Annotated in this window: 22 protein-coding genes; 11 read left to right on the forward strand and 11 right to left on the reverse strand. The window is 73.1% G+C overall.

Translation table 11 applies throughout. The features are described 5' to 3' along the window. Positions 1 to 39: 39 nt before the first annotated feature. From ACIG47_RS18410 to ACIG47_RS18420, 3 genes are read left to right on the forward strand one after another with little or no spacing between them, the layout of a single operon-like run. Positions 40 to 435: a rhodanese-like domain-containing protein gene (locus ACIG47_RS18410; protein ID WP_397432458.1), complete on the forward strand. Its 396-nt coding sequence runs from the start codon at positions 40 to 42 to the stop codon at positions 433 to 435. Further along, a complete protein-coding gene (locus tag ACIG47_RS18415) occupies positions 432 to 1,835 on the forward strand; it encodes an O-acetylhomoserine aminocarboxypropyltransferase/cysteine synthase family protein (protein WP_397432460.1) in 1,404 nt (467 codons plus the stop codon). Before ACIG47_RS18410 ends, ACIG47_RS18415 begins: the two co-directional genes overlap by 4 nt. Next, positions 1,832 to 3,184, forward strand: coding sequence for an LLM class flavin-dependent oxidoreductase (locus ACIG47_RS18420; protein WP_397432462.1), 1,353 nt, complete (start codon positions 1,832 to 1,834; stop codon positions 3,182 to 3,184). The genes ACIG47_RS18415 and ACIG47_RS18420 overlap by 4 nt, the downstream gene beginning before the upstream one ends. 269 nt (positions 3,185 to 3,453) lie before the next feature. Here the strand turns inward: ACIG47_RS18420 and ACIG47_RS18425 are convergent, their stop codons facing one another. Genes ACIG47_RS18425 through ACIG47_RS18450 form a run of 6 tightly spaced genes read right to left on the reverse strand, consistent with a single transcriptional unit; the run spans position 3,454 to position 11,228 of the window. Next, positions 3,454 to 4,461, reverse strand: a complete 1,008-nt coding sequence (locus ACIG47_RS18425) for an aldo/keto reductase (protein WP_397432463.1) — start codon at positions 4,459 to 4,461, stop codon at positions 3,454 to 3,456. A gap of 2 nt (positions 4,462 to 4,463) precedes the next feature. Beyond that, complete coding sequence (locus ACIG47_RS18430) at positions 4,464 to 6,074, reverse strand: LLM class flavin-dependent oxidoreductase (protein ID WP_397432465.1); 1,611 nt, start codon at positions 6,072 to 6,074, stop codon at positions 4,464 to 4,466. Continuing rightward, positions 6,071 to 7,744 carry a dipeptide ABC transporter ATP-binding protein gene (locus tag ACIG47_RS18435; RefSeq protein ID WP_397432466.1) on the reverse strand — a complete coding sequence of 558 codons (1,674 nt, stop codon included), beginning with the start codon at positions 7,742 to 7,744 and terminating at the stop codon, positions 6,071 to 6,073. The genes ACIG47_RS18430 and ACIG47_RS18435 overlap by 4 nt, the downstream gene beginning before the upstream one ends. Then, a complete protein-coding gene (locus ACIG47_RS18440; protein WP_397432468.1) occupies positions 7,731 to 8,645 on the reverse strand; it encodes an ABC transporter permease in 915 nt (304 codons plus the stop codon). Before ACIG47_RS18440 ends, ACIG47_RS18435 begins: the two co-directional genes overlap by 14 nt. Continuing rightward, positions 8,645 to 9,589 (reverse strand): ABC transporter permease, encoded by a 945-nt coding sequence (locus ACIG47_RS18445; RefSeq protein ID WP_397432469.1) that lies wholly within the window; start codon positions 9,587 to 9,589, stop codon positions 8,645 to 8,647. Before ACIG47_RS18445 ends, ACIG47_RS18440 begins: the two co-directional genes overlap by 1 nt. Position 9,590: 1 nt before the next feature. Further along, positions 9,591 to 11,228: an ABC transporter substrate-binding protein gene (locus tag ACIG47_RS18450; protein WP_397432471.1), complete on the reverse strand. Its 1,638-nt coding sequence runs from the start codon at positions 11,226 to 11,228 to the stop codon at positions 9,591 to 9,593. Positions 11,229 to 11,482: 254 nt separating this feature from the next. Between ACIG47_RS18450 and ACIG47_RS18455 the strand changes: the two genes are divergently transcribed. Together ACIG47_RS18455 and ACIG47_RS18460 are read left to right on the forward strand one after the other, a co-directional pair. Next, positions 11,483 to 12,514, forward strand: a complete 1,032-nt coding sequence (locus ACIG47_RS18455) for a nitroreductase family protein (RefSeq protein WP_397432472.1) — start codon at positions 11,483 to 11,485, stop codon at positions 12,512 to 12,514. Positions 12,515 to 12,590: 76 nt separating this feature from the next. Continuing rightward, a complete protein-coding gene (locus tag ACIG47_RS18460) occupies positions 12,591 to 13,610 on the forward strand; it encodes an aldo/keto reductase (protein WP_397432474.1) in 1,020 nt (339 codons plus the stop codon). Positions 13,611 to 13,719: 109 nt separating this feature from the next. Here the strand turns inward: ACIG47_RS18460 and ACIG47_RS18465 are convergent, their stop codons facing one another. The 5 genes from ACIG47_RS18465 to ACIG47_RS18485 all read right to left on the reverse strand — a co-directional run bounded on the left by ACIG47_RS18465 (position 13,720) and on the right by ACIG47_RS18485 (position 18,506). Next, entirely contained in the window at positions 13,720 to 14,283 is a 564-nt protein-coding gene (locus ACIG47_RS18465) for a flavin reductase family protein (RefSeq protein WP_397432476.1), read from the reverse strand. Then, complete coding sequence (locus ACIG47_RS18470) at positions 14,280 to 14,891, reverse strand: NADPH-dependent FMN reductase (RefSeq protein ID WP_397432477.1); 612 nt, start codon at positions 14,889 to 14,891, stop codon at positions 14,280 to 14,282. Before ACIG47_RS18470 ends, ACIG47_RS18465 begins: the two co-directional genes overlap by 4 nt. Before the next feature lie 358 nt (positions 14,892 to 15,249). After that, positions 15,250 to 16,257 carry a glycosyl hydrolase family 18 protein gene (locus ACIG47_RS18475; RefSeq protein WP_397432479.1) on the reverse strand — a complete coding sequence of 336 codons (1,008 nt, stop codon included), beginning with the start codon at positions 16,255 to 16,257 and terminating at the stop codon, positions 15,250 to 15,252. Between the two features lie 309 nt (positions 16,258 to 16,566). Beyond that, positions 16,567 to 18,015 (reverse strand): catalase, encoded by a 1,449-nt coding sequence (locus ACIG47_RS18480; RefSeq protein ID WP_397432480.1) that lies wholly within the window; start codon positions 18,013 to 18,015, stop codon positions 16,567 to 16,569. A gap of 62 nt (positions 18,016 to 18,077) precedes the next feature. After that, positions 18,078 to 18,506, reverse strand: a complete 429-nt coding sequence (locus tag ACIG47_RS18485; protein ID WP_397432481.1) for a Fur family transcriptional regulator — start codon at positions 18,504 to 18,506, stop codon at positions 18,078 to 18,080. A 326-nt stretch (positions 18,507 to 18,832) separates the two neighbouring features. Between ACIG47_RS18485 and infC the strand changes: the two genes are divergently transcribed. The 6 genes from infC to thpR all read left to right on the forward strand — a co-directional run bounded on the left by infC (position 18,833) and on the right by thpR (position 22,584). After that, positions 18,833 to 19,795: a translation initiation factor IF-3 gene (infC, locus tag ACIG47_RS18490; RefSeq protein ID WP_397432540.1), complete on the forward strand. Its 963-nt coding sequence runs from the start codon at positions 18,833 to 18,835 to the stop codon at positions 19,793 to 19,795. A gap of 97 nt (positions 19,796 to 19,892) precedes the next feature. Continuing rightward, positions 19,893 to 20,087, forward strand: coding sequence for a 50S ribosomal protein L35 (gene rpmI / locus ACIG47_RS18495; protein WP_119137562.1), 195 nt, complete (start codon positions 19,893 to 19,895; stop codon positions 20,085 to 20,087). Positions 20,088 to 20,152: 65 nt separating this feature from the next. Beyond that, a complete protein-coding gene (gene rplT / locus ACIG47_RS18500; RefSeq protein WP_108490904.1) occupies positions 20,153 to 20,536 on the forward strand; it encodes a 50S ribosomal protein L20 in 384 nt (127 codons plus the stop codon). A gap of 35 nt (positions 20,537 to 20,571) precedes the next feature. Continuing rightward, positions 20,572 to 21,417, forward strand: coding sequence for a TrmH family RNA methyltransferase (locus ACIG47_RS18505; RefSeq protein WP_397432483.1), 846 nt, complete (start codon positions 20,572 to 20,574; stop codon positions 21,415 to 21,417). Between the two features lie 76 nt (positions 21,418 to 21,493). Further along, positions 21,494 to 21,934 carry a spore germination protein GerW family protein gene (locus ACIG47_RS18510; protein WP_397432484.1) on the forward strand — a complete coding sequence of 147 codons (441 nt, stop codon included), beginning with the start codon at positions 21,494 to 21,496 and terminating at the stop codon, positions 21,932 to 21,934. A gap of 53 nt (positions 21,935 to 21,987) precedes the next feature. Next, entirely contained in the window at positions 21,988 to 22,584 is a 597-nt protein-coding gene (thpR, locus tag ACIG47_RS18515; RefSeq protein WP_397432485.1) for an RNA 2',3'-cyclic phosphodiesterase, read from the forward strand. Positions 22,585 to 22,598 lie beyond the last annotated feature (14 nt).

The raw sequence follows: 22,598 nt of genomic DNA on the forward strand, positions 1-22,598 counted from the left end.
CTGCCCACCGCACCGTACGAACGACCTGAGGAGACCACCATGACCACGTCCGAGCCGACCACGTCCGCGTCGATCGAGAAGGCCACACCCGAGCTCCAGGCCCCCGACGCCGCGGGCGCCAAGGTTGCCCGCGGCGCCCTGCTGATCGACGTCCGCTCGGCCGCCGGCCGGGCGTCGGCGGGCGAGATCCCGGGGGCGACGCTCGCGGACCGGAACAACCTCGACGCCCTGTTCGGTCCGTCGGACAACCCGGCCATCACCCTCGACACGCCCGTCGTGATCGTGTGCGGCTCGGTGGACGGATCCGGCCCGGTCGCCGAGGCGCTGGCCGCGCGCGGCTACACCGACGTCTCGCACGTCGACGGCGGCTTTCCCGCCTGGAAGAAGGCGGGCCTGCCCGCGACCGACGCCGCCGAACCGAGCGCGGCACCATGACGGGCTTCGCCACCCGGCAGGTGCACGCCCGCAGCACCGGGCGGGACGACGCGGGGCACGCCACCGGCACGTCCGGTACGGCACCGTCCGGCACGGCACCGTCCGGTCGCGGAATGCCGTCCCGCGTGGTGCCCCGCGCCACACCCGTGTACCTGACCGCCGGGTTCGAGTTCGAGGAGTGGGAGCAGGCCGCCGGGCACTTCGGCGCGGGCGAGGGCTTCGCCTACACGCGCACCGGCAACCCGACCACGGCCGCGGTCGAGCAGCGGATCGCCGCGCTGGAGGGCGGCGCCGACGCGCTGTTCCTGGCCAGCGGGCAGGCGGCCGTCACGGTCGCGCTGCTCGGCCTGGTCGCGGCCGGGCAGCGGGTGCTCGCCGCGTCCAGCATCTACGAGGGCACGCGCGGGCTGCTCCTGGAGAACCTGCCGCGCCTCGGCATCGAGGCCGACTTCGTGGACGACGCCGCCGACCCCGCCGCCTGGGCGCGCGCCATCCGGCCCGAGACGCGCGTGCTGTTCCTGGAGTCGATCCCGAACGCGCGCAACGACCTGCCGGACCTCGCCGCCGTGGCCGACGTCGCGCACGCCCACGGGCTGGTGCTGGTCGTGGACAACACGCTGGCGACGCCGTACCTGCTGCGCCCCATCGAGCACGGGGCCGACGTCGTGGTGCACTCCGCCAGCAAGTTCCTCGCGGGCCACGGCTCGGTGCTGGGCGGCGTCGTCGTCGACGCCGGGACGTTCGACGCACGCACCGCGGGCGCGCTGTACCCGCACCTGGTCGCGCCGTCGCGCACGGGCGGACCCGGCGTGGCCGACCGGCACGGCGGGCTGGCCCGCCTGGCCTACCTCCGCGAGACCGTGGCACCCCGGTTCGGGCCCACGCCGTCGCCGCTGAACGCGTTCCTCGTGGGCCAGGGCATCGAGACGCTGTCGCTGCGGGTGGCGCGGCAGAGCGCGTCGGCCCTGGAGGTGGCGCGCTGGCTGGCGTTCCGGCCCGAGGTGGCGTCGGTGGACTACTCGGGGCTCGACTCCAGCCCGTCGCACGCGCTGGCCAAGCGGTACCTGCCGGACGGCCAGGGCTCCGTGTTCACCTTCACGCTGCACGGCGGCGCCCCCGCGGCGCGCGCCCTCGTGGAGGCCGTCGAGGTGTTCACGCACATGACCCACATCGGCGACGTCCGCTCGCTCGTGCTGCACCCCGAGAGCACCAGCCACGTGCTGCGCACCCCCGCCGAGCGGGCCGCCTCCGGCATCCACCCGGGCACGCTGCGCCTGTCGGTGGGTATCGAGGACCTGCCCGACCTGATCGCCGACCTCGAGCGGGGTCTCGCGGCCGCACGTCGCGCCGCCGGCCCCGGCGCCGCCGGCGCGAGCACCACACGCAAGGAGACACCATGACCCGCCAGCAGCACCTCGGCTGGTTCCTGGCCCGCGGCTTCGGGCCGCACGGCTGGGGCCACGACTACCTGGACTGGAACTACGACTGGACCCGGCCCGACCTCTACGTCGAGTCCGCCCGCGCCCTGGAGCAGGCGGGCGTGGACCTGCTGATCATCGAGGACGCCCCGTCGCTCGGCAGCCCCGAGACCATCGACCTGCGGGTGCGACACGCGTTCGGCGGCCCCAAGCACGACCCGCTGCTGCTGGCCCCGTACCTGTTCGCCGCGACCCAGCACCTCGGCATCGTGCCGACGGTCAACCCCGCCGCCGTGCTGCCCTACACCGGGGCGAGGCAGCTCGCGACGCTCCAGCATCTCTCGGGCGGCCGGTTCGGCCTCAACCTCGTGACCGACACCGGCAGCGCTCGCCACTTCTCCGCCGCCCCGCCGCTGGGCCACGACGCCGCGTACGACCGCGCCGAGGAGTGGCTCGACGGCGTCCGTTCGCTGTGGCGCTCCTGGGACGACGGCGCGCTGCTGGCCGACCCGGGCACCGTCGGACCGGACGGGGCGCGGGCCGGCGGGCGGTATGCCGACGGCGGCCTGCTGCGACCCGTGCGGCACCGCGGCGAGCACTACGCCTTCGACGGCCCGCTCAACGCGCTCCCGTTCGACGGCGGGGCCGACGGCGAGCCCGTGATCGTCTCGCCCGGCGGCTCGGGCCGCGGGCTGGCGTTCGCCGGTGCGAACAGCGACGTCCAGCTCGCGCTCGCGCCGCTCACCGAGTCGAGCGTGCGCGACTACCGGGCCCGCATCCACGCCTCCGCCCGGGCGGCAGGCCGCGCGCTGGAGCACGTCAAGGTGCTGTTCGCGATCAAGCCGGTGCTCGTGTCCAGCTCGGAAGAGGCCGACCGGCTGGTGGCGGCGTCGGCGGACCCGGACGACGCGACACTGCTGCGCATCGCCGAGCAGCAGTCCAGCGACCTGGAGACCGACCTGACGGCACTCGACCTCGACAAGCCGCTGCCCACGGGCCTGTTCGGCGACCACGTCTCGCACGGGTCCATCAAGCGGCTGGTGGGCGGGCACGACCTGGCCACCACGCCGCTGCGCGTGCTGCTCGGCGGGCTCGCCCGGCTGGGCCGCATCGCCGACCGCTCCGGCTGGGTGGGCACCGCCGGCGAGCTCGCCGACCTCATCGAGGAGCTGGGGGAGTGGGGCAACGACGGCGTGCTGCTGTGGGGCGACCTGCACCCCGTCACCGTGCACCGCACGCTCGACGAGCTGGTCCCGATCCTGCGTCGGCGCGGGATCCTGCGCACCGAGTGGGCCGACGGCGGCCTGCGCGCCAACCTGCGCGCGTTCTGACCTCCCGCGCCGGACGGCGCCGGTGCGGGCTCGCCCCGTGGCCATCCCTGGTGGCGGGCGGCCCCCGTGGCGGGCACCCTCCCGTGGCGGGCACCCCCCCCGGTGGCGGGCGGCGCATGGTGGAGGGCAGCCCCGGGTGGCGGGCGGCCCTGGAGGGCGGGGCGAACGCCCCAGCACAAAAGTGCGCTTCTACCCAGTCATCAGGCCCGGGATGACCCGCTGTCGTGGGCCTGATGACTGGGTAGAAGCGCACTTGGCACCAGGTGGCGTCAGCCGACGCGGCCCGGGCCGCCCGTGAGGGTGCCCGGCAGCAGGGCGCGGAGCTCCTGCTCCTCCTCCGGCGTGGGGGCCCAGCGGGTGGCCAGGAGGTTCTCGTCGAGCTGCTCCGGCACCGTGATGCCCGTGATCACGCTGGTCACCGTCGGCTGGGCCAGGAGCCAGCCCAGGGCGAGCGCGCTCGGCGTGACGCCCCGGTCGGCGGCGAACCGCTCGAACTTCTCCAGCGCGTCCCACGGGGCCTCGCCCAGCAGGTACGTCTTGAGGTTGGTGATCTTGGCGCCCTCGGGTGCGCGGTCGCGGGCGTACTTGCCGGTCAGCAGCCCGTTCTGGAGCGGGAAGTACGGCAGGAACCCGAGGCCGAAGTGCTCCAGCGCCCCGATCAGCTCCTCCTCGGGCTTGCGCCACAGCAGGCTGTACTCGTCGGTGGTCGACACGAAACGGCTGTAGCCGTGCGCGGTGGCGACGTGGTCGGCGTCGGCGAGCTGCCAGGCCTTGAAGTTGGACGCGCCCACGTACCGCACCTTGCCGTCGCGCACCAGCGTGTCGAGGGCGGAGAGGGTCTCCTCGATCGGCGTGAACGGGTCCGGGAAGTGGATCTGGTACAGGTCGATGTAGTCCGTGCCGAGCCGGCGCAGGCTGTCCTCGACGGCGGCCAGCACGTACTTGCGCGCCCCGGTCCGACCGTACGAGGGCCCGCGGTCGGCCGCGAGCGACCGGCCGAACTTGGTGCCGATCACCACCTGGTCGCGCCGCCCGGCCAGCGCCGTGCCGAACAGCTCCTCGGACAGGCCTGTGCGGTCGCCGTAGCCCTCCGCGATGTCGAAGTACGTGACGCCCAGGTCGATGGCGCGGTCCACGATCCGGTTGACCTGCTCCTGCCCGACGGCGCGCATGCCGCTGCGGCCAAACGTGCTGGCGCCCACGCCGAGCTCGGACAGGACCAGGCCGGAGCGGCCGAGCGTGCGGTACCCGGCGGGGAGGCCGGTGGTGGCGGGCACGGTCACTCCTCCGTCCCCGACGCCGACGGGCCGGACGCCGACGCCGACCCCGACGGGCCGGACGGAGCCGACAGGCCGGACGGCGCCGACGCCGCCGCGAACTGGTTGGGCGGCACCGGCAGTCCGAAGTGCCCGCGGAACGTGTCGGCCTCGTACTCGGTGCGGAACACGCCCTTGTCCTGGAGGATCGGCACCACCTGCCTGGTGAACCGCTCGAGCTGGTCGAGCATGGCCGGCGACTGGATGTTGAAGCCGTCGGCGGCGCCCTGCTCGAACCACTCGATCAGGGTGCCCGCGACGTCGTCGGCCGTGCCGATGGCCAGCGGGAAACCACCCCCGATCGAGTTGTGCAGCAGGTCGCGGCCGCGCACGGTGCCGGCCTCGACGGTGCGGCCGGTGCGCTGCGCGATGGTGCGCAGCAGCTTCTGGCCGACGTCGTTCAGCTCAGCCGCCAGCGAGGGCGTCAGCACGCCGTCGAGCCCCAGCGGCCGCAGGTCGGCGCCGGTGCGCTCGCCGATGGACCGCAGGCTGCGCGCGCCCTTCGGCAGCGGCGCGCGTCCGCGCTGCGCGGCCTGGAACGCCTCGCTGGTGTAGTAGTCCTCGGGCTGGTCGCCGGCGACGGGGTCGTCGTCGACCGGCAGCCCCGCGTTGAGCCGGTCGAAGAGGTCGATCGCCTCCTCGCGGGTGTCGCCGATGACGGGCGTGATGCCCGGCAGGAAGAAGACGGGCTCCTCCCGGCCGCGCAGGCGCAGCGCCCGCGCGCGGACGTCGGCGTTGAACTCCGCCGAGGCCTCCAGGGTGGGCGGGCCGGTGAAGTTGATGTCGCAGTACTGCGCCGTGAGCTCGCGGGAGAGCTCGGAGCCGCCCGCGTACAGCAGCGGCACGTGCCCCTGCGGCGGGCGCAGCATGGGCAGGGTCCCGGCCACGGAGAAGAACTCGCCCTGGTGCTCCAGGCGGTGGATCTTGCTCGGGTCGAGGTACTGCCCGGACTCCTTGTCCTGGAGGTAGGCGCCGTCCTCGACGCTGTCCCAGAGCTTGCGGATCACGTCGATGAACTCGGCCGCGCGGCGGTAGCGGCTCTCGCCGCCCAGGTCCGGGAGGCTGAAGTTCTTGGCCGCGAGGTCGTTCGCGCCGAGCACCACGTTCCAGGCCAGCCGCCCGCCGCTGAGGTGGTCGAGCGACGCGGTCAGCCGGGCCAGGATGTACGGCTCGTAGAAGGTGGGGTGGGCCGTCACGGCCAGGCCGATCTTCGACGACTGCAGGGCGAGCTGGGAGGCCAGCGTGAACGGCTCCAGCCGCCCCGCGTTGTGCGTGGTGCCGTAGTGCTCGCGGTAGACGTCGCCGGGCAGGGTGTCCCCGAGGAAGAAGAAGTCGAACTTGGCATCCTCGACCAGCTTGAGCACCTGGGCGGGGTAGGCGAGGCCGAACGGGTCGGGCGTGGCCGACTCCGGCAGGCGCCAGCCGCCCCAGTGGGTGCCGTTCAGCCAGTACATGTATCCGAGGTGCAGCTGCCGCTGTGCCGGCTCGCCCATGTCGGGGTCCTTTCGTTCGGTGCGGTCGTTCGTGGTGCGGTCGTTCGTGGTGCGGTCGTTCGTGGTGCGGTCGTCGGTCATGCGGGTGTCGTCCGGACGTCGGCGGCAGCCCCCGGGATGGAGGCCAGCAGCCGCCGCACGTAGTCGGTCCGGGGGCTGGAGATGACGTCGGCCGCGGGGCCGTGCTCGACGACGTCGCCGTGCCGGAGCACGAGGACCTCGTCGGAGAGCTCCGCGACCACGCCCAGGTCGTGGGACACGAACAGGTACGTCAGGGAGAGCCGGTCCTGGAGGTCGAGCAGCAGGTCGAGGATCTGCCGGCGCACGGTGACGTCGAGCGCGGAGACCGGCTCGTCCAGCACCAGCACCTCGGGGTGCGGCGCGAGCGCGCGGGCGATGGCCACGCGCTGCCGCTGGCCGCCGGAGAGCTCCGCGGTGTAGCGGTCGGCGACCGACGCCGGGAGCCCGGTGACCTCCAGCAGCTCGGCGACCCGCCGGGCCCGCTCGGCGCCGCCGCGCCGGCCCGGCGCGCCGATCCGGTGGCCGGTGAGCGGCTCCTCCAGGATGGAGCGCACGGTGGTGCGCGGGTTCAGCGAGGCGAACGGGTCCTGGTAGACCATCTGGACCTTGCGGTACAGCCTCGCCTGGCCGGCGCCCCGGCGGTGGTGGACCACGGGCTCGCCGTCGACCGTCACCGTGCCGGAGGTCGGCGGCGTCAGGCCCGCCAGGAGCCGGACCAGCGTGGTCTTGCCGGAGCCGGACTCGCCGACGATGCCCAGCGTGGTGCCCCGCCGCACCTCGAAGCTCGCCCCGGCGACGGCGGTGACCGCCGTCCGCCCGCGGTGGGCGGGGAACGTCCTGGTGACGTCGCGGGCGCGGACCACCACGGGGGCGTCGGGGCCGACCCGGGCGGCGGTGTGCTCCTGCCGCGCAGCGGCGGCGTCGGCCCCGGAGAAACCGAGCGAGGACGAGCGCAGCAGCTTCTCGGTGTAGGGGTCGCCGGGGTCGGCCACGACCTCGCGCGTGCGGCCCGAGCGCACCAGGGCGCCGTCCTTCAGCACGGCGATCTCGTCGGCCCGCTCCGCGGCGACGCCGAGGTCGTGCGTGACGAGCAGGACGGCGAGGTCGTTCTCCGCGACCAGGGTGCCCAGCAGGTCCAGGATCGTCTTCTGCACGGTGACGTCCAGCGCGGTGGTCGGCTCGTCGGCGACCAGCAGCCGGGGTCCCGTGGACATCGCCGCGGCGATCAGCACCCGCTGGCACATGCCGCCGGACAGCTCGTGCGGGTAGGCGCCGTAGACCTTCTCGGGGTCGCGCAGCCCGACCTTGCCGAACAGGTCGATCACGCGCTCGCGGCGCTCGGCCTTGCTGGCCAGGCCGTGGGCGCGCAGCGGCTCACCCGCCTGGACCCCGACGGGCAGCAGCGGGTTGAGTCCGAGCAGGGCGTCCTGCGGGATGTACCCGATCTCCTTGCCGCGCAGCGCGCGGTGCTCGCGCTCCGTCAGGCGGGTCAGGTCGCGGCCGGCGAAGACCACGCGGCCGGCCGTCACGCGGCCGTTCTCGGGCAGGGTGCCGGTGACCGTGCGGCCCAGCGTGGACTTGCCGGAGCCGGACTCGCCGACCAGGGCCAGCACCTGGCCGGGGCGCAGCGAGAGGCTGACGTCGTCGAGCACGCGGACGGGGGCCCGGCCCGGCAGGGTGAACTCGGCGCCGACGCCGTCGAGGACGAGCAGGGGTTCAGGCGACGACACGGGTTCTCCCTCGGTCGATGGAGCGGCCGATGCGGTAGACGGCCAGCACGGAGAGGACGATCACCAGGCCGGGCAGGAGGCTGAGCCACCACTGCCCGGCGATGAAGGTGCGGCCCTCGGCCACGAGCAGGCCCCACTCGGGGGTGGGCGGCGGAGCGCCCAGGCCGAGGAAGCTCAGCGAGGCGACGGTGAGGATGGCGCTGCCGATCTCCATCGTGGCGTAGGCCAGCACCGACCGGGAGGCGTTCGGCACGACGTGCCTCAGCAGCCGGTAGGCGTAGCCGTGGCCGGCGAAGACCGACGCCTCGACGTACCGGGAGCCGCTGACCTTGAGCACCTCCGACCGCATGAGGCGGGCGAACGTGGCGGTGCTGTTGATCCCGATGGCGACGGCGATGTTGATGGTGCCGTGGCCCAGCGCCGAGATGATCGCCAGCGACACGATGAGGCTCGGCACGGCGAGCATGACGTCGACGACGCGCATCAGCACGCTGTCGAGCCAGCCGCGCAGCGCACCGGCCACCAGCCCGATCAGTGAGCCGCTGACCAGCCCGATCAGCACCGCCACGACCGCGGCCTGCAGCGAGAGCCGGGTGCCGTGGACGGTGCGCGTGAACTGGTCGCGGCCCAGGTCGTCGGTGCCGAACAGGTGCTCGGGACCGGGCGGGAGCAGCATGGCGTCGCCGCTCTGCGCGAGCGGGTCGCCGGGCGCGAACAGGCCGGGGGCGAGCGCCGCCGTGACGATCAGCACCAGCCACACCCAGGACACCAGCAGGCTCGGCGTGCGGGCGACGTCCAGCAGCGCGCCGAGCCACCTGCGCCGTCGGCCCGCGCCGGGCCGCGGCGGGACCGGCGCGGCCGGTCCTGCCGCGACCGCGGTCCCTGTCTGCGTGACGGTCATCAGCCCTCCAGCCGGATGCGCTTGTCGACCACGGGGTGGACGAGGTCGACGACGAAGTTGACGGTCACGAAGATCAGCGCGCTCACGGTCACCGCGACCAGGACGACGGGCATGTCGCGGCCGTTGACGGAGTCGACCACGAGCCGGCCGATGCCGGGCCGCGAGAAGACGGTCTCCGTGAGCACGGTGCCGCCCACCATCACGCCGATGAGCGTGCCGAGCGCCGTGATGACCGGCAGCGCCGCGTTGCGCAGCGCGTGCCGCACCACGACGTCGGACCTGCTCAGCCCCCAGCTGCGTGCCGTCTCGATGTACGGCGAGGTCAGGGCGCCGCGCAGGTTCGCCGTCAGGAGCTGCGAGATGGTCCCGCCGCCCGCCACCGCGATCGACAGGGACGCCACGAGCAGGCCCAGGAAGGTGTCGTCCCCGAAGGCGTCGATCCAGCCGAGCCGGAACGCGACCACCTGCACCAGCACGAGCGCCACCAGGAACGGCGGCAGCGAGACGGCGACCGGCGGCAGCGACACGAGCAGCTCGCGCAGCCACCGCCAGTCCGTGAGCTCGATGACCACCGACAGCGTGACGCCGAGCACGACCGCCAGCGCCAGGCCGACGAATGCAAGCTGCAGCGTTGCGGGGAACGCTTCGAAGAACACCTCGACGGCCGAACGCCGCTGGTAGAGGCTGTCGCCGAAGTCCCCGAGGACCGCGCCCGACAGCGCGTCCCCGTACTGCACCAGGACCGGGCGGTCCAGGCCGAGCAGCTCGCGCTGCTCGGCCAGGAGCTGCTCGACGTCGCCGCCGGACGCGCCCATCGTGAGGCCGCCGGCCGCGTCGCCCGGCACGATGTAGAGCAGGAAGAACGCCCCGGTGAACGCGCCCCACACCACGATCGCCGCGTAGCCGAGGCGTCGCAGGCCGTATCTCAGCAGACCGGAACGCACCTCACTGCTCCGAGAGCCAGGCGTTGTAGAGGTACTGGTCCAGGCCCACCGGAGTGATGTCGTGCACCGAGGGCTGGAACGCCCAGATGTCCGTGTCGTTCACGATCGGCAGCACGTAGGCGTCCTCGACCAGCAGCCGGGCGGCCTGGTCGACGATCTTCTGCCGCTCGCCGGCCTCGATCACGGTGTTCTGCTTCTGGAGCAGGTCGTCCAGCTCCTGACCCCGGGCGTCGTCGTCCGCGATGAACGAGCGGTTCGAGCCCGTCGCGACGCCGTAGTTGGCCCGCAGCACGTCCGGGTCGGGCGTGGAGTGGTACCAGTAGGCGATGTCGTACTCGCCCGACAGCAGCTTCTCGTTCGCCTCGGCGTCCAGCGGCGGGTCGAGGACCAGCTCGATGCCGAGCTCCTTCCACTGCGCCTGCACGACCTGCTCGGCGGCGCCGTCGCGCGGGAAGCGGAAGGAGAGGCGGTCGCCGTCGGCGTTCACGCGGATGCCGTCCTCACCCGTCTCGGACCAGCCGGCCTCGTCCAGGAGCCGCGCCGACAGCTCCGGGTCGTACGTGAGGAACTCGCTCTGGTCGGAGTAGAAGGGGTTGGCCTTGCTGAGCGGGCCGGTCGCGGCCTCGTCGTAGCCACCCGAGACCAGCTGGGTGAACTCCGCGCGGTCGATGCCGTGCTGCAGGGCCTGGCGCACGCGGACGTCCTTGAGGATCTCCGACGAGGTGTTGACCGGCCACTCCGTGCCCGTCGCGGGGTTGGTGGTCTCGGTGATGGTCAGGCCCGCGGCCTCGAGCTGGTCCACGTACTTGGCGTTGACCCAGTAGACGAACTGCAGCTCCTCACCGCCGATGACGGCGCCGTTGCGCACCGAGTCCTCGGGGATGATCTTGTAGACCACCTCGTCGAGGTAGGCCGGGCCGGTGCGTTCGAAGTACTCGGGTGCCCAGTCGTAGTCCTCGCGCTTCTTCAGCACGATGCGCTGGTTGGGCGTGTACTCCTCCAGGTAGAACGGGCCGGAACCGTCCAGGAACTTCTGCCGCTCTTCGACCGGGAGCGCGGCCGTCTTCGCCGAGACGATGCCGGCGTGGGCCCGCGACAGGCTCACCAGGAACGCCGCGTTCGGCTCGGTGAACTCCACCTCGACCACGTGCTCGGACGGCGTCCGGATCTCCTTGATGCCCTCGACGATCGTCTTGGCGCTGGAGTGGATGCCGGGACGGTCCAGGCTCTCGAAGTTCTGCTTGACCACCTCGGACGTCAGCGCGGTGCCGTCGTGGAACGTCACGTCGTCGCGCAGCGTGAAGGTGTAGACACGAGCGTCCTCGACGGTCCACTCCGTGGCCAGCCAGGGCTCGATCTCCTTGGTCTCCGGGTTGAAGAAGACCAGCGAGTCCGTCAGCGCGCGGGCCGCGGTGCGCCACACCTGGTTCACGACGGCGGCGTCGACCCCGTTGGGCTCGGCGGCCAGGCCGATGTTCAGCGTGCCCCCGAACCGGTCCTCCTGCGGGACGGTCGCGGACGAGGCCTCGGATCCGGCGCCGCAGCCCGCGAGCACCAGGGACACCAGCACGGCGGCCGCGGTGGCGGCCGGCCCCCGGCGTCCGCGCCTTCTCGTGGCGGGCCTTCTCGTCGTGGTCACGGTCTTCCTCCTCGGATCGGGAACGTCGGTGACACCGCCCCGTGCAGTGCGGCGGGAATGAGACGGGAAAAAATCCGACGAGTCAACCAATCCGGCAAAGAGTCCATATAGTGGGCGGTCGGCGGAGCCAGCCCCGTCATCAGGCGCGACAGCGGTCCCCGTCGCCCGACCGGCATGTGAGACGCCGAACTGGGGCATTGACGAAGGGCCCGCGGCATGAGTGTCTGGCCTTCCGTCCACCCCACGGAGCACTCATGACAGCCATCGACGCCTTTCAGGTCACCACCCCGACCGAGACAGCTCCCGTACCGCCGGCCCGCGTGCCGGCCCGGATCACCCGAGCACCCCGGGCGCACCAGCCCGACCCCGCGACCCAGGCCGTGCGCGACGAGGCGCACGACCCCCAGTCGCCCGAGCGGGCCGGCCGGCTCGCAGCCGCCCGAGCCCAGGTGGCCGCGCGCTACGGCGTACCCGCCCGGCGGGCCGACACCGCCGCACCCCAGGTCGCCGCAGCCGTCGCCGCCGCGGCCGACCTGCCACGGTCCGTGCTGGACGTCCAGCTCGGGCACCGCTCGGTCCGGCGGTTCCTGCCCGGACCGCTGCCACCCTCGGTGCTGCCCACGCTGGTGGCCGCCGCCCAGTCCGCTCCCACGTCGTGCGACCTGCAGCTCTGGAGCGTCGTGGCCGTCACCGACCCGGCCCGCCTGGCTCGCGTGGCCGACCTGGCGGGCAGGCAGGGGCACGTACGCGACGCCCCGCTCCTGCTCGTCTGGGTCGCCGACGTGGCCCGCGTGCGCACCCTCGCCGAACGGCGCAACACGGCCGTGCACGCGACCGGGTACCTGGAGACCACAGTCACCGCGTTCGTCGACACGGCGCTCGCGGCCCAGAACGCCGCAGTCGCCGCCGAGTCGCTGGGCCTGGGCACCGTCTACCTCGACGGCGTCCGGGACCGGCCCGAGGCGCTCGCGGCCGAGCTGCGGCTGCCCCGGGGCACCGCGCCCGTCGTGGGGCTGCTCGTCGGCAGACCCGATCCGGCCTTCGCCGGCCGGGTCACACCGCGCCTGCCGCAGACCGTCGTGCTGCACCACGAGACCTACGACACGACGCGGCAGCTCCGCCCCCTGGCCGCCTACGAGCGGCGCATGACGGAGTTCTACCGCGCCCAAGGGCTCGACGGCGGGTGGGCCGGCCGCGTGCTGTCCCGGCTGCGCGGGCACGGTTCGCTGCGGGGGCGGGAGCGGCTGCGCTCGGCCCTGGCGGCGCTGGGGCTGCCGTCCTGGTGACCTTCCCGCCGTCTCGCCATCCGAGAGCCTGACGCCGCACCTTGCCGACGGCGGGCGCCGGTGGTGCGCTGCGGGCATGACCACAGCCAGCAGCCCCATCGCGCCCGTCCCCGCCCGCACCCTGGGTTCCGGCCCGCACGCCCTGACCGTCTCCGCGGTCGGGTTCGGCGGCATGTCCGTCGCCGACTCCTACGGCCCCGCCGACGCCGCCGAGGCCGAGGCGGTGCTGCTGCGCGCCCTCGACCTGGGCGTGACCCTGATCGACACCGCCGACGTCTACGGTCACGGCCGCAACGAGGAGCTGATCGGCCGGGTGCTCGGCCCGCAGCGCGACCGGATCGTGCTGGCAAGCAAGCTCGGACTGCCGCCCGCGGGCGGCCACCCGGACGGGCGTCCCGTCGACGGCCGCCCGGAGTACGTGCGCCGCGCCGTCGACCGGTCGCTCGGCCGCCTGGGCACCGACCACCTGGACCTCTACTACCTGCACCGGGTGGACCCGCAGGTGCCGGTCGAGGAGACGGTCGGCGCCCTGGGTGAGCTGGTCGCGGCGGGCAAGGTGCGTGCGATCGGGCTGTCCGAGGCGGGCGCCGAGACCGTGCGGCGCGCGCACGCCGTGCACCCGGTCACCGCGGTGCAGAGCGAGTACTCGCTGTGGACCCGGGACCCGGAGGACGCCGTGCTGCCCGCGCTGCGCGAGCTCGGCATCGGGTTCGTGCCGTTCTCCCCGCTGGGCCGCGGCATCCTCACCGGCACCGTGGACTCGACCGACTCCCTCGCGGCCGACGACGTGCGCCGCAGCCACGCCCGGTACGCCGGCGAGGCGTTCGAGCACAACCGGGCGCTGGTGCGCGCCCTCGAGACCCTGGCGGCCGACCGCGGCGTGACCACCGCGCAGCTCGCGCTCGCGTGGCTGCTGGCGCAGGGCGACGACGTGGTGCCCATCCCGGGGACCAAGCGGCTGCGCTACCTGGAGCAGAACGTCGCGGCGGCGTCGCTGGTGCTGACGGCCGAGGAGGTGGCGGTGATCGGCGCCGTCATCCCGCGCGACGCCGTCCAGGGGGTGCGGCACCCGCGCCCGGACCTGCTGGAGGCGTGAGCGCACCCGGTCCGAGACCGGCGTCGGGGCCTACCCGGTGACCGGGCCCGGAACCAGCCGGTTCCGGGCCCGATCACCGGGCGCGCGACGGGTCCGGACGCGCGATCCCTCAGATCGCGGTGTCGTCGCCGATGCGGTGGTAGGCGCGGTTCTTGTAGACCAGCGGTGAGGCGTCGGGCTCGCTGCCACCGTTGGTCAGGCTCGACGCGAGGGCGCGCAGCGAGACCAGGTAGCTGTCGCCGATCGGGGTGCGCTGCACCACGCGCGCGCGGAACCAGGACACGGCACCGTCGATCACGGGCTCGCCCGTGGGCAGGGGGGTCCAGCCGCCGTCCGCGAAGCGGTCGATGCCGCTGGTGGCGAAGCGGGCCGAGACGTCGTCCTGATGGTCGGCGAGGAAGCTGACCGCAAGGGTGCTCGCCTCGGAGATCGCGGGCCAGGACGAGGAGGTGGAGGCGAGGGAGAAGGCGAGCAGCGGGGGAGCGGCCGACACCGAGATCACCGACGTGGCGGTGAAGCCGACGGGCCGGCCCTCGTGCAGCAGCGCCACGACGGCGACGCCCGCGGGGTGGTTGCGGAAGACGGTCTTGAACTCCTCGGGGCTGAGCTGGGGCTCGTCCTGCTGGGCCAAGAGCTCCTCCAGGGCGGACAGGTCGATGTTCTCGGCGGTCATCGCACGACCTCCCGCGTGCTGCCCACTCCTGCGCCCACCCGGACGGGCGCACCGTCCGGGGCGACGGCTAACCCGGCCGCCCGGCGCAGCGGCTCGCCCGCGCCCGCCAGCCACGCGCCGACGACGCCGTCCAGGTCGGCGAGCTGCGCCTCGGTGACGGTCAGTGAGCGGGTCGGTACCACGGCGCCCAGCTCGACGAGCACGGGCCGCAGGTGCACCTCGCCGGCCAGCGCGTGTGCGGGGCTGCCAGAGACCACGAGCGGCACGGCCACCACGCCGGCCAGGCCGTCGTTGCCGTACAGGTCGAGGAAAGCCTTGAGCAGGCCGGTGTACGCCGCCTTGTAGACGGGGGTGGCGATCACGGCGACGGTGGCGTCCGCGAGGCGCTCCTTGGCCGCGTCGGCGGTCGGGTGCTCGGGGGCCAGGATCTCGGTGGCGAACGTGGCCAGGTCGATCGTGGTGACGTCGTCGATACCGAGGTGGGTGGCGATGCCGTGGGCCGCCACCTCGGCGGCGTGCAGCGTGCGCGACCCGGGACGGGGGTTCCCGGAGAGGACCACGACCGTGGCTGCGGGCGGGGCGGAGATCGGAGAGGTCGGTGAGGTCATGCGTGGGCTCCTCGCAACGTGTTGAGCTCGGTGGTCGCGCGGTGGGCGGTTGGTCGTGGCGAGGTATAGGCGGCAGATCCGGAGTTGACCAGGAGGAGGCCCGGACTTCTCACCATGCGGACCGGGACGTGCCAGCGGACGGCGCGCAGCGGCCGAGTACCCTCCCCGGAGAACCCGCGCTGCCGCCCGCCGATTCCCGAAGGCGCCTCCCCCCGGGGGGCGCCGTCCCGAGCCGCCGTCCCGAGGCGCCGTCCCGGGGCGCCGCCGCCCGCGGCACCCTCGTGCAGGTCGGCAAAAGGTCAGGTGGTCGGCAGCCCGGGCTGCCGACCACCTGACCTCTTGCCGACCAGCTGACGTCCTACCGACCAGCCACCACGTCCGCGGCGTGCGAGAACCAGGTCTCCCGGGCGCCGCCGTCGTACCCGACGGAGTTGAAGTACTCCCAGCCGAAGACGCCGCCGAAGTCCGCGTGCTGCGCCACGAGCGAGCCGACCGTCGCGTCGAAGGTGGGCCAGTCCACGTACCCGCTGCAGTTGCCCGGGTTGGTGACGGTGCCGGCGACCACGCGGTCCGGCGTGAAGCCGTTGGCGAGGATCTGGTCGTAGACCGTCGTGGTGCGCAGGTCGCCCCAGCCGCAGTAGAACTGCGTGTTGTACCAGTCGATCCGGTCGCCCGCCTGGCGCTCCAGCTCGGCGTAGGAGAAGCCACCGGAGAAGCTCGTCCGTCCGGCCATGTCGGTCGCCACGGGCGTCAGGGTCACGATGAAGTCCGGGCCGAAGTCGGCGCGCAGCGCGTCGATCAGGTGCACCGTGTCCGCCAGGGGGAACGTCTCCTCGATGTCGAGGTCGACGCCGTCCAGGCCGTACGTGCGCAGGAAGTCGCGCAGCACGGGGTAGAACCGGTCGAAGTCCTCGCGCAGGTAACGGTAGGTGCCCGGCGCGGCCCCGCCGAGGAACGCGCTGACCGTGACGCCCTGGTCCTGCATCGTGGCCAGGTCGTCCCACATGACATCGAGCTCGTCGTGGTCGGCGGGGATGTCGTTGACCGTGAGCGACGCGTCGGAGTTGAGGTGGATCGCGCCGACGTTCACGTCGGTGACCGAGCCGAGCAGCGGCGTGGGGTCGACGTACCGGCGCACGCCGTCCGACCCGGTCTCGTAGATCGTCTGGTAGAACGCCAGCACCCGGTGGGAGGCGGCGGCCGGGGCCTGCTCCAGCTCCTCGGCGGGTGTCGGTGCGGGGCCGGGCGCCGGAGCGGAGGCGGCGGGGCCGGGCGCCGGTGCGGAGGCGGCGGGGCCGGCCGCGGTGGTCAGGGCCAGCAGGCCGGCCGCGAGGGCGGCGCCGATTCGGGCGAGCGAGCGGTGCATCGTGGGCTCCCTTGATCTGCGTGCGGTGGGCATCTCGGACGGCGGCGAAGCGCTGTGGAGCACCCCGGGACGCTATCCGGGGTCGGACTCCCCGGACAAGCACCGGCCGTCACCCCGGTGGAAATCCCTCATACCGCGAGCTGAGCCGCATTCAGCAGGCCGCAGACGGCCGCGACGTGCCATGTTCCGGTCGCGTCCGGCCTGCTACGCCGCTCAATGCCGCTCAATGCCGCTGCTGCCGGAGAACGGCCGAGGCCGGGCCTCCCCTCGCGGGGAGCCCGGCCTCGGTGTCGTGCAACCGCGACTGCGTCAGGCGGCGACGGCGGCGCGCAGCTTGGCGCCCAGCTCGGCGTCGACGTTCGTCCAGTACTGGAAGAAGCGCTCGCGGATCTCGTCGACCGTGATCGACTGGCCCTGGCCGGTCAGGGTCTCCAGCAGACGGGCCTTGGCGCCGTCGTCGTAGACCTCGCGGTAGAGCATGCCCGGCTGGACGAAGTCGCCGTCCTCGCTGTGCAGCGTGGCGGCGGTGCGGACCAGCTCGCCGTCCGACTCCCAGGCGCCGTCGTGCCCGCGGGCCGGGTCGGCGACGGGGCCGCCGAACGAGTTCGGCGCGTAGTTGGGCGTGCCCACCTCGTTGAAGTGGTGGCGCTGCGAGCCGTCCTGCGAGTAGTTGTACACGGGGGCGGCGTGCGGCTGGTTCACCGGCACCGACTGGTAGTTGGTGCCCACGCGGTAGCGCTGCGCGTCCGGGTAGGAGAACACGCGGGCCATCAGCATCTTGTCGGGCGAGATGTCCGTGCCCGGGACCTGGTTGGCCGGCGACAGGGCGATCTGCTCGATCTCCGCGAAGTGGTTCTTCGGGTTCCGGTTCAGCGTGAAGTGGCCGAAGTGGATCAGCGGGTAGTCGGCGTGCGGCCAGACCTTGGTCAGGTCGAACGGGTTGAACCGGTACGTCTTCGCGTCCTCGTACGGCATGACCTGGACCTTGATGTCCCAGACCGGGTTGTCGCCGCGCTCGATGGCCTCGTACAGGTCGCGGCGGTAGTAGTCCGCGTCCGCGCCGGCGATCTTCTCCGCCTCCTCGTTGCTGAGGAACTTCACGCCCTGACGGGAGATGAAGTGGTACTTGACCCAGAACTTCTCGCCGGCGGCGTTGGTCCACAGGTAGGTGTGCGAGCCGTAGCCGTTCAGCTCGCGCCACGAGGCCGGCAGGCCACGGTCGCCCATGAGGTAGGTGACCTGGTGCGCCGACTCCGGCGACAGGGTCCAGAAGTCCCACTGCATGTCGGCGTCGCGCAGACCCGACCACGGCAGGCGCTTCTGCGAGTGGATGAAGTCCGGGAACTTGATCGCGTCGCGGATGAAGAACACCGGCGTGTTGTTGCCGACGATGTCGAGGTTGCCCTCGGTCGTGTAGAAGCGCAGGGCGAAACCGCGCACGTCGCGCCAGGTGTCGGGGGAGCCCATCTCGCCGGCCACGGACGAGAAGCGCAGCGCCACCTCGCCCTTTGCGCCGGGCTGGAAGGCGGCGGCGCGCGTGTACTGCGACACGTCACCCGTGATCTCCCACTCACCGAAGGCGCCGCCGCCCTTGGCGTGCACGATGCGCTCCGGGATGCGCTCGCGGTTGAACTGGGCGAGCTTCTCGACCAGGTAGCGGTCGTGCAGGACCGTGGCGCCGTCGGCGCCGACCGTCAGCGAGTGCGCGTCGCTGGCGACCGGGGTGCCGGTCTGCGTGGTGGTGTAGGGAGTAGTCATTCAGACGTGCCTTCCTGTGCTGCTTGCGGGGGTTCTTGCGGGGTCCGGCGGGTCATGACGTCTCAGCGGCAGTCGGGGCACAGGCCCCAGTAGGTGACCTCGGCGGTCTCGACCACGAACCCGTGGTCGTTGCTCGGGGCCAGGCACGGGGCGTGGCCGACCGAGCAGTCCACGTCGCCGATGGCGCCGCACGAGCGGCACACGACGTGGTGGTGGTTGTCCCCGGTGCGACGCTCGTAGCGCGCCGGGTGCCCGGCAGGCTCGATCCGGCGCAGGAGACCGGCGTCGGTCAGTGCGTGCAGCACGTCGTAGACCGCCTGGACGGACACGGTGCCGATCTCGGAGCGGACGGAGCCGAGGACGTCGTCGGCCGTGGCGTGCTGCCGGTCGCCCACCGCGTGCAGCGCCGCCACGCGGGCAGCGGTGACGCGCAGGCCGGCACCGCGGAGGAGGTCCTCGGGCGTCGCTGCGGCGGGGGTGGTCGACGTCATGACCACGACCCTAGACCCTAAACTGGAATGATTCCAGTTGAGCGGTGGCACCGGTTTCGCCCGGTGAAAACCGGAGCGGCCGACCTCACACCGGTCCGTCTGGCGATCGGTCTCGTGCTGCTGGTACCGTGTACCCACGACCGACCCGGTGCGAGCCGGGTGCGCAAAGTGGATCCCATCCCACCCGAGTCACGACAGAGCGCCGCAAGGTGCCGACAGAGGCCGGGTCCTTGGTCGGGTGTCGAGGCTTGGACGACAAGCCGACGCATCCTTTCCTCGTGATGGCCTCCACCTGTGTTCAGGGCGGGGGCCATTTCCCGTCCCTGGTGGTCAATCAACGACTTCTGAGGAGCATCACCATCACCGAGCCTCGCATCAACGACCGGATCCGTGTCCCCGAGGTCCGTCTCATCGGCCCTGGCGGGGAGCAGGTCGGCGTGGTTGCCACGGCGGTCGCCCTGAAGCTCGCCCAGGACGCTGACCTCGACCTCGTCGAGGTCGCGCCGGACGCCCGCCCGCCCGTCGCCAAGCTCATGGACTTCGGTAAGTTCAAGTACGAGTCCGACATGAAGGCGCGAGAGGCGCGGCGCAACCAGGCGAACACGGTTCTCAAGGAGATCCGGTTCCGCCTCAAGATCGACCCGCACGACTACGGCACCAAGAAGGGCCACGTCGAGCGCTTCCTCTCGGCCGGGGACAAGGTCAAGGTCATGATCATGTTCCGTGGTCGTGAGCAGTCACGCCCGGAGATGGGCCGTCGTCTGCTCGAGCGCCTCGCGGAGGACGTGTCGGAGCTCGGCTTCGTCGAGTCGATGCCGAAGCAGGACGGCCGCAACATGACCATGGTCCTCGGGCCGGTCAAGAAGAAGGCGGACGCCAAGGTCGAGCAGCGCAAGCGCGCTACGGAGATCAACGCGGGCCGCATGACCAAGTCCGAGGCCAAGGCCCAGGCCCGTGCCGCGGAGTCGCCCGAGGCCGAGGAGCTCGCCGAGGACCAGGTCACCGAGACGGTCGAGGCCCCCGTCGAGGAGCCGGTCGCGGTCGCCGCACCGGAGCCTGTCGAGGAGCCCGCTGCGCCCGTCGCACCGGAGCCCGTCGAGGAGCCGGCCGCGGACGAGGCGCCCGTCGCCGAGGAGGCCGCTCCGGTGGCACCGAAGCCGGCCGCCAAGGCAGCGCCCAAGCCGGCCGCGAAGCCTGCGGCCAAGGCGGCGCCCAAGCCTGCTCCGACCCCCAAGCCGGTGCCGAAGCCCGCGGCCCCCAAGCCGCGCGCCCCGCGCAAGGCCGGCTGAGGTCGCCCAGACCACAACGACACCGGGCCGGCTTACCGGCCTCGGTACACGTCGCCGCTCCAGCAGCGGTCGACCGACATGAGGAGAGACGGCAGTCATGCCGAAGAACAAGACGCACTCCGGCTCCAAGAAGCGGTTCCGGGTCACGGGTAGCGGCAAGGTCATGCGCGAGCAGACCAACGCCCGCCACTACCTCGAGCACAAGTCCAGCCGTCGTACGCGTCGTCTGGCCATGGACCAGGTCGTCGCCCCGGCCGACGTCAAGAAGATCAAGAAGCTGCTCGGTAAGTGACCTCGGCGTGCGCCTGACCGGCGCCGCCCGGAACCCTTCCAGCCCCGAAGTACAAGGAGTCTCACGTGGCACGCGTGAAGCGGGCAGTCAATGCCCAGAAGAAGCGCCGTACAACCCTTGAGCGCGCCGCCGGTTACCGCGGCCAGCGTTCGCGCCTCTACCGGAAGGCGAAGGAGCAGGTCACCCACTCGCTCGTCTACGCCTACCGGGACCGGAAGGCGCGCAAGGGCGACTTCCGCAAGCTGTGGATCCAGCGCATCAACGCTGCGTCCCGCGCGCAGGGTCTGACCTACAACCGCCTCATCCAGGGCCTCAAGGCCGCTGGTGTCGAGGTCGACCGTCGCATGCTCGCCGAGCTCGCGGTCAACGACGTGGCGGCGTTCAACGCCCTCGTCCAGGTCGCCAAGGACGCGCTGCCGGCGGATGTCAACGCGCCGGCCGCTGCCTGAGGTTGAGCAACATCCCGGACGCCCGGACGGTGCCGGTGCCTGACGTGACGCTCGCGAACCCGCGAGCAGACCGGGTCAGGCAGGTGCGAGCACTGTCCGGGCGTTCGGCGCGCTCCCGGCACGGGCAGTTCCTCGTCGAGGGCCCCCAGGGGGTTCGCGAGGCGGTGCGTCACGTGCCCGGCTCGGTCCGTGACGTGTACCTGACGCCGGCGGCCGCGTCGCGGTACGCCGAGATCGTGGCCGACGTGCGCGCGGCAGGCCTGTTCCTGCACATCGGCACAGCCGAGGTGCTGGACGCGATGAGCCCCGACGCCCAGGGCGTCCTCGCCGTCGTGCGGCCGGCCGGCCTGACCGTGGACGAGGCGCTGGCCGCGCGGGATCCCGCGCGCGCCGGACGGCCGCTGCTCGTGGCCGTCCTGGCCGCGGTCCGTGACCCGGGGAACGCGGGCACGGTGATCCGCGCCGCCGACGCCGCGGGTGCGGACCTCGTGGTCCTCGCCGGCGAGAGCGTCGACGTGCACAACCCCAAGGTGGTCCGGTCCACGGCCGGGTCACTGTTCCACCTCCCCGTCGTCACCGGCGTCACGCTGGAGGACGCGCTCGCTGCGCTGCGCGCCGCGGGGTGCCACGTCCTGGCCGCGGACGGCGTCGGGCCGCTCGACCTCGACGAGCTGCTCGACGACGCCGGGAGCGGCGCCGCGCCGGACCTTGCCGGGCCCACCGCCTGGGTGTTCGGCAACGAGGCCTGGGGCCTGCCCGAGGCGGACCGGGCGCTGGCGGACGCCGTCGTCCGGGTGCCCATCCGGGGCCGGGCCGAGTCGCTCAACCTGGCGACCGCCGCGACGGTCTGCCTGTACGCGAGCAGCCGCGCCCAGCGCTGACGCCCGGACGCCCACGCACCGGGTGAGGTTTGCGCGGCCCGTGTCGCGCCGGGCGGCCCTCGCCTACCGTGGTCGGATGAGGTACATCCCTGATCTGAGCCGCATCAGCGAGGCCGTGGCCGAGTCGTTCGGCGTACGCCAGGTGTACGGCGAGCCGGTCGAGCGGGACGGCGTGCTCGTCGTCCCGGCCGCTCGGGTGTCCTCCGGCGGTGGCGCCGGAGGAGGCGGCGGGAGCGAGCCCGGGGGCGACCCGGAGCGCCGCGACGAGGGGGCCGAGGATCGAGCCGAGACCGAGGCCGGTGCGACCGGGGACAGCGTCGTCGCGGCCGAGGGCGGCGGTGGCGGCCTCGGCTTCGGCCGGCACGCCGAGCCCGCGGGCGCCTTCGTCGTCGACGACCAGGGGGTGCGCTGGGTTCCGGCTGTGGACGTGAACCGGATCGTGCTCGGGGGTCAGGTGGCCCTCGTTCTCGTGGCCGCCGCGGTCGCCTGGGCGGTGTCCCGCCGCCGGAGGAGGTAGGCCCGCGCGATATCCGCTACCGGGGGATCAGGACGGGCGCCTAGGATCGTCGTGTGCGGTTGTTCACGGCGGTGGTCCCGCCCCAGAGCGTCCTTGACCACCTCGGGCTCGCGCTCGACGGCGTGCCGGCCTCCCCGCGCTGGGTGCCCCGCGAGAACCTGCACATCACGCTCGCGTTCTACGCGGACCTGCCCGAGGGGACGGTGCCCGAGCTGCGCGAGGACCTGGCCGTCGTGGCCCGCAAGCACGCACCCATCGACCTCCGGCTCCGCGGCGCCGGCTCCTTCGGGGCACGGGTCCTGTGGATCGGCGTCGACGGCGCGACGGACGTGCTGAAGGAGCTGGCCACCGACTGCCTGGCCGCCTCACCCCGCGAGGTGCCCGACGACGTCAAGCCGCACCGCGCGCACGTCACGGTTGCGCGGGCGCGTGCCGGTCAGGTCAGGCCGCCGCGAGGCCGGGACCGCTGGGGCAAGCGGGCCGGCGGCGAGCCGCGGTCGGTGCTGGAGCCCGCCGCCCAGGCCCTGTCGGTCTACGCGGGACCGGGGTGGACGGCGGACTCCTTCGCGCTCGTCGAGTCGCACCCGGGAGAAGGCCCCCAGGGCGGTCCGCGCTACGACGTCGTGGAGACCTGGCCGCTCGAGGGCTGAGCGCCGGTCCTCGG

This window comes from Promicromonospora sp. NPDC052451 (assembly GCF_044547525.1).
Lineage (GTDB): Bacteria > Actinomycetota > Actinomycetes > Actinomycetales > Cellulomonadaceae > Promicromonospora.